The sequence below is a fragment of the Mycobacterium sp. UNC410CL29Cvi84 genome (assembly GCF_000686745.1).
GTDB lineage: Bacteria > Actinomycetota > Actinomycetes > Mycobacteriales > Mycobacteriaceae > Mycobacterium > Mycobacterium mucogenicum_B.
In genome coordinates this window covers 385,480-398,338 of record NZ_JMLM01000002.1, presented here as the reverse complement: position 1 = coordinate 398,338, position 12,859 = coordinate 385,480, and the positions used below count along the sequence as shown (strand labels likewise).

Below are 12,859 nucleotides of genomic sequence, written 5' to 3'. Positions count from 1 at the left end.
CTAGGAGCAGTAGACCTGGCCGTTGAGCACGCAGTTCGACGGTGGCGTGTAGGTACCGCTGAGAATTCCGCGGATGCCGCCGTTGGCAGAGCCACCGGGTGGAATCACGCGGTTCCAGCTCGCCGGGGTGATCACGTAGTGCGTGCCGTATTGGGCGAAGGTACTGCTCCACGCATGCGAGATCGACTGCCCGACCGGCATGTCGAACTCGATCTTCCAATCCGCCATCGGCACGGTGCTGTAGTTGGTGACAACGAAGCGCGCGATGAAGCCGTCCTGCCAGGTGTGTTGCACCACCAACCGCGCCCCGGCTGCGGCCGCCTGAGCCATCGGAGTGCCGGCGAGTCCGATGATCGCGACGGTCAACACGGACACCACGACGTGAAGCGCTGTGCGACAGCGCTTCATGAGAGAGTCCGGTCCAGTCATCGCACCCCAGACTAAGACTCGCCGACACGTGCCCTCACCCGAGCCGCAGGTGCACAGCCATACCTTTGCACGATTGCAACCAGCACGAGACCCGGTCCGGTTCCGCGATGGCGATTGCCCGCCCATGACGAAAAATCTTGTTGCCATGTGCTTGCACTCGCCAGCGTCGAGTGCTAAAACAAATCTATGCCAGCCGATACAGATAATCGAGCTGGAAGCGCATAGATGGCATAAGAGAAAGGACAGATGGAGGTGGCCACGATGCTGCTGCGTACTGACCCGTTCCGGGACCTGGATCGCTTTACCCAAGAAGTCCTCGGCACCGCGGCCCGGCCGGCGGCGATGCCCATGGACGCCTGGCGCGACGGCGACGAATTCCACGTCGAGTTCGACCTGCCCGGCATCAACGCCGACTCGCTCGACCTAGATATCGAGAACAATGTGGTGACTGTGCGCGCCGAACGAGCGCCCGTGGATTCGTCACGGGAAATGCTGGCCGCCGAGCGGCCACGCGGCGTCTTCTCCCGACAGCTGGTACTGGGCAACAACCTGGACACCGGGAGGATCACCGCGGAGTACCGAGACGGCGTGCTCCGGCTCGTGATCCCGGTTGCCGAGAAGGCCAAGCCGCGCAAGATCAGCGTGAGCAGAGCCGGCAATGCCAAGGCCATCGACGAAAGTCGAGTGATCACCGAAGACGGCAGCCCCGTCACCAACACGGCGGCGACCAAGGAGCCGGTGAACGCCTGACCGGACCGAACAGCCGGTGCCGGGCTGCGACACTGTCCAGCCCGGCACCAGCCGGCCAACTTCCCGCGAACTGCGGCACATTCTTGAATGGTCGGTGCCATGCCGACAGTGCAAGGAGGTGAAAAGTGATGCAGTACAGCACGATTGCGGCGCCGGCGGCGCCTGACACCATCGCGCCAGAAGAGCTGGCCCAATCCCTGGGTCTGGACGACCCCACGATGGTGATAGCGCTGATCGCCGAAGTCGACGCCATCTTCTGTGCCGCCGAAGCTCCTTGCCGTCAGCAACCGACACCACCAGCGATCGGGTGCGCCCTGCTCGGGCCCCGGTCCGCTGGTCGGTCTTTGGAGTACACACGTCAGCGACCACGGCGCGGGCCGGTGCGCCGCATGACGCCGGTGCAGCGCAGCCCTCCGGGGGTGATAGTCCCTGCAGCCGTCATGTGAGCCGGTGATTCCTCCACCACGAAGGCTGGGCCGTACGCCGCCAGGGCCACACCCTGGGCGCTCTTCTGCACCACAGAATGCATACAGAAGCGCCGATGCCCAATCTAGGCAACGCCTCCCCGGCGGCGGGGCCGGTCTTCACGCCGTCAGTTTCGTCGTCGCTGCCTCTGGATACCCCTTCAGAAGGACCAAAGACAGCCGACTCCTGGAAACAGGAGCGTGACGGAAGGAGCTCGACATGGCGTTCTCGCAGATCGCATCGAAAACAATGGCAACCGCTGCCGGCATCGCAGCCGCCGGAATCCTGGTGGCGACCCCGGCGGTCGCCGACCCCACAGCGGTGATGTTCGGTCAGCGCGCGGAGATTCCCAGCCCCGGCGGCGCGATCGAATACACCGTCATCAACCTGCAGCCGAGTGGCCACAACGACGGCATCTGGTATTCGGACGTGACCGCGCGCGCCGTCAGTGGTGCACCGACGCCGAACCTCTCCGACTTCAACGCCCGGGCCGTCAACAGCTCGACATATGCGGACATGAAGGGCAATGAGGTCGACGGACTGCCCAACCAGCCGATCGCGCCGGGCAGCTACACCACGGGTCGCATCTACTTCGACGTTCGTAACGGAACCGCGCCCGACAGCGTCGTGTACCGCGACGCCGGCGGCACCGACAAGGTGGTCTGGAAGAGCTAGCCGACTGCGATGGCGGATTTCCGCCAGCGCTGCACGCGACGTGGCCAATAGCGTCGACACGTGACCAGAACTGCACAAGACGATCCGGTAATCACCGGTCCCACAGTCCTTTTCATGTCGCTCGCCGCCGCCTTGGGGACCGCTACCATCTACCCGCTGCAACCGGCCATCGCAGACATCGCACGGTCGCTCGGGTCTGGTCCGACCCCCGTCGGGGCGGCGCTGGCGTGTGGGCCGATCGGTTACCTGCTGGGCCTCGCGCTCCTGGTTCCGCTGGTCGACAGATTGTCGCCCCGGCGGGTGGTCGCCTCACAATTCCTGGCGCTCGGCGGCGCGCTCACGTTGACCACCGTTGCCGATACCGTCTGGCTGGTCGGGTTCGGATTGCTGCTGACCGGCGCCTGCTCCTCGGTGGGCGCGGGTCTCAGCTCCATCGTCGGCCGGCTCGCGCCCGAGCATCGGCGTGCGACCATCCTGGGTATCGTCACCGCCGGCATCTCGGCGGGCATCTTGGCAGGACGGATCGCCGGAGGTTGGTTGACCGACCTGATCGGTTGGCACGCAATGCTTCTCACGGTCGCGGCAGCCACCGTCGGAGTCGCCGGCGCTTGCCTGTGGTTCCTGCCGACCACCGCCGGAACGATCGAGCGGAACTACTTCGCCGAATTGGCGGCGGTGCCCGGACTCCTCCTACGGTGCCGGGTGCTCCGCCGTGGCGCGCTGCGTGGATCGTTGTGGTTCTTCGCGTTCTGCGCGGTCTGGTCCGGGATTGCTGTCGCATTGTCGCAAGGTCCATATTTCTTGTCCGCCAAGCAGATCGGGCTGTACGCCTTGGCGGGCATCACCGGGATCTTCGCGACGCGCGTTGCCGGTGTCTACACGGACCGATTGGGTTTCCGGCCGGTGATCCTTGTCGGTCTCGCGGTGGCGGGCGCGGCCTGTCCGGTCCTTGCCTTCGGGTTGGGCAGCCCGTGGGCGACGATGGTCGCGCTGGCCGCGTTCGATGCCGGTCTGTTCGCGGCACAGGTGGCGAATCAGACCACGATCTTGGCGATCGATCCGTCCGCACCCGCCCGATTCAACAGCGCGTACATGGTGGTCTACTTCGTGGGCGGAAGTCTCGGCACGGCGTTCGGCGCGGCGGCGGTGGCATCATTCGGCTGGCCGGCGACCATCGGTGCTTGTGGCGCAGCACTTCTCGTCGCCGGTCTGCTGACCGGCGAAACAGCTTTCCTGCAACGACATTCGGCGATTGCCGACCTCTGAGGCGAACTCAGATGGTGCGTTTGAGGCCGACGTGCGCGGCGTGGTACCCGAGGCGGTCATAGAACGCCCGAGCCTGTTCGCGCGCTTCGTCGGTCGTCACCTGAGCCAACCGCGCACCGTGTGCCCGGCCGTACTCGTGCGACCACTGCACCAGGGCCGTGCCCAAACCCTGCCGACGCTCGGCAGCGGTGACCCGCAGTCCTTCTATCTGCAGCCGGGTTGAGCCACCGCGGGACAGACCCGGAATCACGGTCAGCTGCACCGTCGCGACGATGACATCGGAACAGTTACGGACAACCCCGAGGTAGTTGGAATGGTCGCGGACGAGAACGTCATAGGCCGCCTCGTAGTCTTCGAGGTCTGCGGTCTCCCGATCCTGGCCGAATTCGTCGTCGGACAGCAGCGCGACGATCGACGCGACATCGTCACGGGCCGCCCGTTCCACGCGGAAACTACGGTCCCCCACCCGCAGCAGTCCCCGAACCGATGTGCGTGCTTGCGACTGCAGACGCGTCACCAACAGGTCGAGCCACGCTCCGACATTCGCTCGCGCCTCGCGGGTGTCGGGATAGCGACATCGCAGATGCAGGCCGGACTCGTCCAGGATGAACCAGAGCATGACACCGTCGGTCTGGATGGCGGCGCTCACGTACTGAGCGTCCAGCCCGACGTCATCGATCCGGACCGGAAGCCGCCGCAGGTCCAGCCACGAGATCGCGAACATCCCCGGCGACATCGGCATGCCGCCCCAAGGGGACAGCACGTCCGCCAACGGCCACGAGCCGAGTTGCACTGCTTCCTTGACCGCCCCGGCTGCGGCTCGCGGATCGGCGACGGTCGACTCCAGTACCGAATTGGTGATGAACCAACCCACCGAGTCATGCCAGGTGGTGTCGAAGCGACTGTGCACCGGGAAAACGGCGCGAAGCGGCGCGTCGGCCAACTCCCGGGTCACGGCCGTCATCGCGGCCACCGCCAGCGCCAGAGTCGACACTCCGTCGTTGCGGGCTTGCACGGCGAACGCCGCACCGGCATCGACGTCGAACACATCCCGGACTTCGACGCGCTCGGGCCCCAGCTCGGGCTCGCCCAGCGGCAACGGGAAGCACGGCATCACTCCGCCGCTGTCGGCGATGATGCGCGCCCACGTCTCCCGGACGTGGTCCGGCGCCGCGGGACGGTCGAGGAGCGCCTGGGTGTGTTCGACAAATGCGGGTGCCGGCGGCAGCGAAGCCGCCCGGCCGTTGCGCGCACCGGCGAGCAGCGTCAGTAGGTCCCGAGCGATCACCAGCATCGACCACATGTCGACGTGGCTGTGGTCGGCGGCTATCACCACGGTCAACCCAGCGGCGGTCTCCAACAGACACATCCGATGTGAGGGCTGCTGATACGGCGAGCAGGCCGCATCCAGAACGCCGCGCAGCGCATCGTTCACCGCCTGTCCGGCAGCTATCTCATGCTCGACCCAACCGCCGGGACCGACTTCGATCTCGTGAAGTTGCGGATCGCCGTCCGGCCCCGCCGAGAATGCGGTCCGCAACGTGCCATGGCGGGCCACCACCGCCAGCCATGCGTCGGCCAGCGATTCCCGGCTCACCCGCTCCGGCAAGCGAATGGACAACGCCATCCACGAACCGGGCCGGGCTCCCGCACCGACATGAATCCGCTGGTCAAAGGACACCGGAAGGCGTCGACCCGGTGCGGACACCGAGACGTCATAGCCCCAGAGGCGTCCGAACGGTAGTCGCAGGTGCGAGACGTTCGTGAGACGCATGGCGGTACCCTAGCGCCCCAGTTAGCCTGAATGCTCGGTCAGCAGGTCGACTCCACGACGAGGCGATCGGTTACGGAAAGAGTTGCCTGATGCCTACTTTCGCAGTTCCCGGAGCCGAGCTTGCGGTTGAACTGAGCGACGAAGGTGGCCATCCCGTTGTCCAACTCCACGGACTCACCTCCAGCCGTGCACGCGATCGCGTACTCAATCTCGACCTGGGCCGAGGACTCAGCGGCACGCGGCTGCTGCGCTACGACGCACGCGGCCACGGCAAGTCGACGGGTCGGAAAGTTCCCGAGGACTATCGCTGGGAACAGCTCGCCGCTGACTTGTTGAACCTGCTCGACCGATGGTTTCCCGGCGAACCGGTGCACGGGGTCGGCCCGTCGATGGGCACCGGAACGCTGTTGCACGCGGCGTCCCGCGAACCAGAACGGTTCACGGGTCTGACCCTGATGGTTCCGGCCACCGCGTGGGAGACCCGACGCGCCCAGGCCGCGCACTACGAGGCTGCGGCCACACTCATCGAGACCGAGGGCGTCGGGGCATTCATCGCCGCCAGCCGTGGCGCGGTCCAGCCGCCGGCCACCGTGGGTGCACCCGAAACAGTTCCCGACGTCGCCGACGCCCTGCTGCCGTCACTGTTTCGCGGTGCCGCGCTCAGTGACCTCCCTGCACCCGAAGCCATCGCGCGGATCGACGTGCCGACAACGATCCTGGCCTGGATCGACGACCCGGCGCACCCGCTCTCGACCGCGGAAGCCCTCGCCGCACTGATGCCGCGGTCGACCCTGACGATCGCGCACACCCCGGAGGACGTCGAAACCTGGCCCAAGATTCTGAGCCAGGATGTCGGCCGCCGAAGCTGACTCGTACTGAACGCCGCCCTTGACATCGACGTAACACTGCTGCCATGAGGCGTCCCTAGTGTGAAGCGGTCATTCACGTAGGGATAGGAACTGCATTGAGCGGAAATGCCACCCGGCTGCGAGCGATCGCCGGCGTCCAGGCCTATACGCCACCGGCGTACACCTTCGATCCGGCTGAAGCGCCCGGCGAGATCTTCGGCACGAACGTGTTCACCAAGGCCGAGATGCAGGCACGCCTGCCGAAGGCGATCTACAAATCGGTGGTGGCCACCATCGAAAAGGGCGCCAAGCTCGATCCGACGGTCGCCGATGCCGTAGCGGCCGCGATGAAGGACTGGGCGCTGGAGAAGGGCGCGACGCACTACGCGCACGTCTTCTATCCGATGACCGGCCTGACTGCCGAGAAGCACGACAGCTTCCTCGAGCCGGTCTCGGACGGGCAGGCGCTGGCCGAGTTCGCCGGCAAGACCCTGGTGCAGGGTGAGCCCGACGCGTCGAGCTTTCCGTCCGGCGGTCTGCGATCCACGTTCGAGGCCCGCGGCTACACCGGCTGGGACGTGACCAGCCCGGCGTACATCCTGGAAAACCCGAACGGCAACACTCTGTGCATCCCAACGGTTTTCGTGTCGATGACCGGCGAGGCGCTGGACTACAAGACGCCGCTGCTGCGCAGCCAGCAGGCCATGGGCATTCACGCGGAACGCATCTTGACGCTGTTCGGCCACAAGGATCTCGAGAAAGTCGTCTCGTTCTGTGGTCCCGAGCAGGAGTACTTCCTGGTCGACCGCCACTTCTTCCTCGCTCGGCCCGACCTGATCAACTCCGGCCGTACGCTGTTCGGCGCCAAACCGCCCAAGGGCCAGGAGTTCGACGACCACTATTTCGGTGCCGTCCCCGACCGGGTGCTGGGGTTCATGATGGACACCGAGCGGGAGCTGTTCAAGCTCGGCATCCCCGCCAAGACCCGCCACAATGAGGTCGCCCCCGGACAGTTCGAGGTGGCCCCCATGTTCGAGCGCGCCAACATCGCGTCCGACCACCAGCAGTTGCTGATGACCGTGTTCAAGACCATCGCCAAGAAGCACGGCATGGAATGCCTGTTCCACGAGAAGCCATTCGCCGGCGTGAACGGTTCGGGCAAGCACGTCAACTTCTCCGTCGGCAACGCCGAACTGGGGTCATTGCTGGTGCCGGGCGACACGCCCCACGAGAACGCCCAGTTCCTGGTGTTCTGCGCCGCCGTCATCCGCGCCGTGCACAAATTCGGTGGGCTCCTGCGGGTTTCGGTGGCGTCGGCGACGAATGACCACCGCTTGGGTGCCAATGAGGCACCGCCCGCGATCATCTCGATCTTCCTGGGTGATCAGCTCGCCGACGTCTTCGAGCAGATCGCCAAGGGCGCCGCGACGTCGTCGAAGGGCAAGGGCAGCATGATCATCGGCGTTGACACCCTGCCGGTGCTGCCGACCGACCCCGGTGACCGCAACCGCACCAGCCCGTTCGCCTTCACCGGCAACAGGTTTGAGTTCCGGGCGCCCGGTTCGGGCCAGACGGTGGCGGTGCCGATGATCGTCCTCAACACCATCATGGCCGACTCGTTCGACTACATCGCCACCAATCTGGAGCAGGCCGTGGCCGACGGCGAGGAGTTCGACACCGCGGTGCAGAAGCTGCTCACCGAGGTGATCACCGAGCATGGTGCGGTGGTGTTCAACGGCGATGGATACTCGGAGAACTGGCAAGCCGAGGCGGCCTCCCGCGGGCTGCCGAACCTGAAGACCACGCTGGACGCCATTCCGGAACTGATCAAGCCCGAGGCGGTCGCGGTCTTCGAGAAGTACGGCGTCTTCAACGAGCGGGAGTTGCACAGTCGCTACGAGGTTCGTCTGGAGCAGTACGCGCTGACGATCGGCGTCGAGGCCAAGCTGGCACTCGAGATCGGTTCCACCATCGTGCTGCCGGCCGCGCTGCGCTACCAAACCGAGCTCGCGCAGAACGTCGCTGCTTTGACGGCAGCCGGCATGACACCGAGTTTGACGCTGCTGCAATCGATCTCAGAGCCGATCACCGCACTCAGTGACGCGTTGGCAACGCTGACGGCGGCGCTGGCAGATCATTCGGCCGAGTCCGCCTACGACGAGGCCAAGCACGCGCAAGTTGCGTTGTTGCCCGCCATGGAGGCCGTCCGTGCCGCGGCCGACACGCTGGAGACTGTCGTGGCCGACGACCTGTGGCCGCTGCCGACCTATCAGGAGATGCTCTACGTCCTCTAGAACCGCTGGCCAGTAGGCACTTACTGCGCCTCGGACCGCACTCGGACCGCACTCGGGCCGCAGTAAGTGCTCCTGTCAGCATCTGGTCCACAGCCTTGCGCGTACGGTCTTCTGCTTTGGGCAACAGGTGCGAATACGTGTTCAGCGTCAACGACGGCGAGCAGTGGCAGTTACCCGCTGCACGGTGACTGCGTCGCACCCGGCGGCAATCAAGCCCCCGGTGCGTAGACGATGCGCTCACTGCCGTACTTCGGTGACCGCAGTTCGACTCCGCCGCCCTTGAGCATTTGCGCTTCGCGTTAGACGTGAACCTCGTGGCGCATGAAGTCGAGGGGTTCGCGTTCAGGCACGACGTTGGGAATGTCGGAACGGGAGCCCTGAGCACCTACAAGCCTCGGTTAACTCGAAATTGCGCGAGCCCCGGCACGGGGGGTACCGGCCCCACTGCCGTTCAAGCGTCAGCCGTCGATCCTTCAGTTGCCCTCAAGTGTCACCTGCAATTGCTTGATGGAGTTCAACTGATTCCGAGTCAGTGTCACCCACTTGATTGTGAGTTCGCGCCCCTCCTTTGGAAATAGGATGGCGTGCATGCGTCCTGGCACCGGACTCAGGCCGATCAGGGCGGACGTGAACATCTCGCCAGTCGGGACTTTCTCCATTGCGAGGTACAGCATGGGTGTTCGCTCCCAGCTCATCTGTCCCTGCAGTGTCACCGCCTCGATTCGGTGCAATGCGCCCTCTGGACCCCGTAAGTAAGCCCCTATCTGGTGAACATCGAACGTGTGACCGTGTGACCACGTCGGATTTTCGGCTGGGGCCGGCTCATCGCTGGACGGCGGAAATCCTGACGGCAGCCGATCTGTCATCGGCTTTGTGAGACAGAGGGTTTCGGTCGATGCGACGAGCATGGATTCTGCGAATTCTCGGAAGTCAGTATAAGCCGGGTGCGGCTTGGCTTCTGCGTCGAGAACCGGAGTCGCCCAGGGGATTGTCAAGAACTCGGGCGCGTCGCACATGTGAACGTGGATGTGCCATTGCGGCCATGTCAGGTAGTGCTGCGAGGCTCTGAACACCTCCGATGGCGGGCCTTTCATCGGGGCGAGGTCGGGAAAGTCAAGTTCGATTGGCCTGGTCCATTCCTTGATCACGTAGAGGTCGACACCGTGATAGGCCGCCTTCTTTATCGCGGCTTCGGAGTACCCCGAGGTGCAGACGATTGCTCGGTGCGTCACCGAAGGCATGTCTTTCAGCTTGAGGGCGAGTGCTTCGACGTGCGACACATCAAGCGACTTCTTCCAGTGCTTCACTTCGTAACCAGCGAAGTGATAGACCTCGCCGCCTGGTATCGAGACCGTCACGTCTACATCGCGTCGAGTCTCAGACGCTTCGTCTGCAACCTCATCACCGACGATGACGTTATGGCCCACGCCCCCGCCGTGCTTTAGCGCGAACAAGCCGACGAGGTATTGAACGAGCATCGGGGAAAGGGGCACCTTGTGCGGCTTGGTCACGGCGTCCACGGTATCCGCCAGGGTGCTCACTGCCCCGTAGGGCGCCGAACGGACCCTAGATGGTGCCCCTCCCGCAAGCGCGAATCGGCGTACAGCCCTAGGGCCGCAGCGATTCCACGAACGGTGGTTGTGGGTAGGTTGGGGGTTTGGGCATTTCAAGAGATATTTTCGCCATTTGTCCGAATCCCACTCACCCTCACAGACATCAGTTCGGGATTGCTCTACGTCCCCTGAGCAGCGGGTCCGCCCGATTTCCAGAACGCCGGCAAATTTTCGACTACCAGCGCATACTCGATGCGAGATTGTCTCGATGGCCAAAGGAAATCGGTGGTGAATCTTTGCCGTGACTGATTCACAGCGCGTCGATCGATCCGATGTCTGCATTCTCGGCGCCGGTATCGCCGGCCTCAACGCGCTGGCGGTCGCCGCCCAATACCTGGGGCCCAATGGCAAAGTCGTCCTCGTAGACCGGCGGCCGCGTGTCGGCGGGATGTGGCTCGACACCTACGACTACGTACGCCTTCATCAGCCGTATCAGCTGTTCACCGCCGGCAACATCAAATGGACGCTGGGTAGGGAACGCGGTTACCTGGCGAGCAAGCCGGAGATCCTCGACCATTTGCAGCACTGTATGGATGTGGTGGCCCGGCGAGTCGATCTCGACGCGCGCTTCGGCTGGGCCTACGTATCGCACGAGGAGACCGACGGCATAGTCCGGGTGACGCTGCGGGACCCTTCAGGACATGAGCGACTGGTGGAGACAAAGCGGTTGATCAAAGCGTTCGGCTTCCAGGTCGAGCCGAACCCGCCACTACCCGTTACCAGTCATCGCGTCCGGTCGACCACACCCAACGACCTTGCCCAGGTCATCGAATCCGACGCGCCGGTGTGGATTATCGGCGGCGGCAAGACCGGCCTGGACACCGCCCACCTGCTCATCACCCGTTGCCCGGGACGCGAGGTGAATATGGTGGTAGGCCGCGGCTCGATCGCACTCCGACGGGATGTCCTGCTGCCTGAAGGGATTCGTGGGCGGTGGTTCGGCGGGCTGCCGTTCACCACCCTCGGGGACGGACTCGCCAAGCGCTACGACGGCACCAACGAAGACGAGGTCCTCCGCTGGTATTACGCCACGCTCGGTACCGGCCCAACCGGCGAGAAATGCGACTTCGCGCATGGCTTCGGCGGCGTGACGTCCGACGCGGAAATGGCTGTCATCAACGGCGGCCTCCGCCGGGCCGACAACGAGTACTTCACCGACGCGGTCGACCGTGATGGCTCAACGGAACTCAAGTTCCGCAGCGGCCGCACCGAGCAAGTACCCCAAGGCACCTGGTTGGTCAACTGCACAGGACTGTTGTTGCGTGGCTCGCATCCGTATGAACCGTTCGTCTCACCGTCGGGACGCACATTGTCGATTCAACAGAGGTCGACTGCCATTCCCCTCACGCTCCAAGCGGCGTATTTCCTGACCCACTTGATGTTCACGGAAGGGCTGCACACCCTGCCGTTATATGAACTCGACGCCGAGGACTTGCGCGACAAGATGGGGCGGTCCCCGGTCCCCCCAGGCTTTCCCCTGACTCTCTACAACCTGAGTTTGGCCTTCGACTATTTGCCTAACAAGGTATTCGCCGGTTTCGGCTCGGACCTGTTGCTCTGGTATCCGCTGCCTCGACGGCTGGCCGCGATGGTGCGGTTCCAGCGCACGCACCGCCGGGACCGGGAACGTCATCGGGCCACGCTCGACACGATCCACAAGCGCTACGACGTCCGCTGCGGGCCGTTGGAGCATCTCACGGGCCAGGTCTAACCGCGTTCTGCGAGAACGTGTTTCAGACGCCGGTTGCACCATCGATCCGTTCGCGGATGACGTCGGCGTGCCCGCAGTGGCGGGCGTACTCGGCGATCATGTGCGTGTAGATCCAGCGCAGGCTCACCTCGCCGCCCATGAACGGGCTGGTGTCGTCGAGCCGGCGCGCGGCACAGTTTGCACGCGCATGGGCGATCTCGTCGTGCCAGATGCGAAACGCAAGCGGGTACGACGACTCCGGTGACAGCGCGAACCCGCCGTCGTGGCCCTCGGGGTGATCCGAGGGCCCGAAAATCGGTGGTGCCTGCTCACCGGCGAGCACCCGGCGGAACCAGTTGCGCTCCACCTCCGCGGCGTGCCGCAGCAAGCCCAGCAGCGTCAGCTCAGACGGCGGTGCGGACGCGGTGCGCAGCTGCTCGTCGTCGAGGCCCTCGCATTTCGCCGCCAGCGTCGCGCGGTAGAAGTCGAGCCAACCCTCGAGTGTGGTGCGCTCGTCGGCATTCATGGGCGGCACCGGCCGCTGCACGGAAGTCACGCTTCTCGATGGTGCCAGGCCATCCCGACATTCTGCCGATCGCCGAGGAAAATCCCGTTTCTGTCGAAATCCGGGGTAGTCGTTCGTGTAGAAGGTGAAGGGTGGCAACCGGCCGCCCCCAGATCGAGGAGTGACGGTCATGCACTACCTACTCGCCATGCATCAGCCGGTCGGCGATCCGCCACCGCCGGACGTGCTGGGACCGATCATGGATGCGCTGGACGCGGTCGAGCACGATATGAAGGCGGCGGGCGTGTGGGTGTTCTCCGGCGGCTTGCACGGTCCCGATGCGTCGACCGTCGTGCGGGTCAGCGACGGCACCGTCCTGACGACGGACGGCCCGTACGTCGAGGGCAAGGAACATCTGGGCGGATTCACCATCATCGACGTGCCTGATCTGGATTCCGCGCTCGGCTGGGCGCGCAGGCAGGCGGAAGCCGTGCGGCTCCTACCCATCGAGGTGCGCCCGTTCCGGGGCGATCTGAGGAGCTGAACACAA

General features: G+C 64.8%; 11 protein-coding genes. 7 read left to right on the top strand and 4 right to left on the bottom strand.

Annotated features, from left to right (window positions below; translation table 11 throughout):
• A complete protein-coding gene (locus BR47_RS0105580; protein WP_029104952.1) occupies nucleotides 1–429 on the bottom strand; it encodes a cellulose-binding domain-containing protein in 429 nt (142 codons plus the stop codon).
• A gap of 261 nt (nucleotides 430–690) precedes the next feature.
• Here BR47_RS0105580 and BR47_RS29785 point away from each other — a divergent pair, with 261 nt between their 5' ends.
• From BR47_RS29785 to BR47_RS0105560, 3 genes are all read left to right on the top strand, one after another.
• Nucleotides 691–1,179, top strand: coding sequence for an Hsp20/alpha crystallin family protein (locus BR47_RS29785; protein ID WP_081633360.1), 489 nt, complete (start codon nucleotides 691–693; stop codon nucleotides 1,177–1,179).
• Between the two features lie 684 nt (nucleotides 1,180–1,863).
• The gene (locus BR47_RS0105565) at nucleotides 1,864–2,319 is read left to right on the top strand and encodes a DUF1942 domain-containing protein (protein ID WP_020100310.1); all 456 of its coding nucleotides are present in this window, start codon (nucleotides 1,864–1,866) and stop codon (nucleotides 2,317–2,319) included.
• Nucleotides 2,320–2,433: 114 nt separating this feature from the next.
• On the top strand, nucleotides 2,434–3,585 hold the full coding sequence (locus tag BR47_RS0105560; protein ID WP_029118848.1) for an MFS transporter: 1,152 nt from the start codon (nucleotides 2,434–2,436) through the stop codon (nucleotides 3,583–3,585).
• Nucleotides 3,586–3,592: 7 nt separating this feature from the next.
• Here the strand turns inward: BR47_RS0105560 and BR47_RS0105555 are convergent, their stop codons facing one another.
• Nucleotides 3,593–5,359 (bottom strand): GNAT family N-acetyltransferase, encoded by a 1,767-nt coding sequence (locus BR47_RS0105555; protein WP_029118847.1) that lies wholly within the window; start codon nucleotides 5,357–5,359, stop codon nucleotides 3,593–3,595.
• A gap of 89 nt (nucleotides 5,360–5,448) precedes the next feature.
• Here BR47_RS0105555 and BR47_RS0105550 point away from each other — a divergent pair, with 89 nt between their 5' ends.
• Together BR47_RS0105550 and BR47_RS0105545 are read left to right on the top strand one after the other, a co-directional pair.
• Entirely contained in the window at nucleotides 5,449–6,228 is a 780-nt protein-coding gene (locus BR47_RS0105550) for an alpha/beta fold hydrolase (protein WP_029104950.1), read from the top strand.
• Between the two features lie 95 nt (nucleotides 6,229–6,323).
• Nucleotides 6,324–8,501 carry a glutamine synthetase III family protein gene (locus tag BR47_RS0105545; RefSeq protein WP_020100305.1) on the top strand — a complete coding sequence of 726 codons (2,178 nt, stop codon included), beginning with the start codon at nucleotides 6,324–6,326 and terminating at the stop codon, nucleotides 8,499–8,501.
• A 473-nt stretch (nucleotides 8,502–8,974) separates the two neighbouring features.
• On the opposite strand, the gene BR47_RS0105540 is transcribed toward BR47_RS0105545, so the two are convergent.
• Nucleotides 8,975–10,012, bottom strand: coding sequence for a PDDEXK family nuclease (locus BR47_RS0105540; RefSeq protein WP_029104949.1), 1,038 nt, complete (start codon nucleotides 10,010–10,012; stop codon nucleotides 8,975–8,977).
• A gap of 343 nt (nucleotides 10,013–10,355) precedes the next feature.
• Between BR47_RS0105540 and BR47_RS0105535 the strand changes: the two genes are divergently transcribed.
• On the top strand, nucleotides 10,356–11,825 hold the full coding sequence (locus BR47_RS0105535; protein WP_020100303.1) for an FAD-dependent oxidoreductase: 1,470 nt from the start codon (nucleotides 10,356–10,358) through the stop codon (nucleotides 11,823–11,825).
• A gap of 22 nt (nucleotides 11,826–11,847) precedes the next feature.
• Here BR47_RS0105535 and BR47_RS0105530 read toward each other — a convergent pair whose 3' ends face one another.
• The gene (locus BR47_RS0105530; RefSeq protein ID WP_081831201.1) at nucleotides 11,848–12,330 is read right to left on the bottom strand and encodes a DinB family protein; all 483 of its coding nucleotides are present in this window, start codon (nucleotides 12,328–12,330) and stop codon (nucleotides 11,848–11,850) included.
• A gap of 169 nt (nucleotides 12,331–12,499) precedes the next feature.
• Here BR47_RS0105530 and BR47_RS0105525 point away from each other — a divergent pair, with 169 nt between their 5' ends.
• Nucleotides 12,500–12,853: a YciI family protein gene (locus tag BR47_RS0105525; RefSeq protein ID WP_036420360.1), complete on the top strand. Its 354-nt coding sequence runs from the start codon at nucleotides 12,500–12,502 to the stop codon at nucleotides 12,851–12,853.
• Nucleotides 12,854–12,859: the final 6 nt, after the last annotated feature.

Bases quoted from the DNA above. Each gene is read 5' to 3' on its own strand.
- BR47_RS0105580 (WP_029104952.1), bottom strand. From the start codon at position 429: ATGACTGGACCGGACTCTCTCATGAAGCGCTGTCGCACAGCGCTTCAC.
- BR47_RS29785 (WP_081633360.1), top strand. From the start codon at position 691: ATGCTGCTGCGTACTGACCCGTTCCGGGACCTGGATCGCTTTACCCAA.
- BR47_RS0105565 (WP_020100310.1), top strand. From the start codon at position 1,864: ATGGCGTTCTCGCAGATCGCATCGAAAACAATGGCAACCGCTGCCGGC.
- BR47_RS0105560 (WP_029118848.1), top strand. From the start codon at position 2,434: ATGTCGCTCGCCGCCGCCTTGGGGACCGCTACCATCTACCCGCTGCAA.
- BR47_RS0105555 (WP_029118847.1), bottom strand. From the start codon at position 5,359: ATGCGTCTCACGAACGTCTCGCACCTGCGACTACCGTTCGGACGCCTC.
- BR47_RS0105550 (WP_029104950.1), top strand. From the start codon at position 5,449: ATGCCTACTTTCGCAGTTCCCGGAGCCGAGCTTGCGGTTGAACTGAGC.
- BR47_RS0105530 (WP_081831201.1), bottom strand. From the start codon at position 12,330: ATGAATGCCGACGAGCGCACCACACTCGAGGGTTGGCTCGACTTCTAC.
- BR47_RS0105525 (WP_036420360.1), top strand. From the start codon at position 12,500: ATGCACTACCTACTCGCCATGCATCAGCCGGTCGGCGATCCGCCACCG.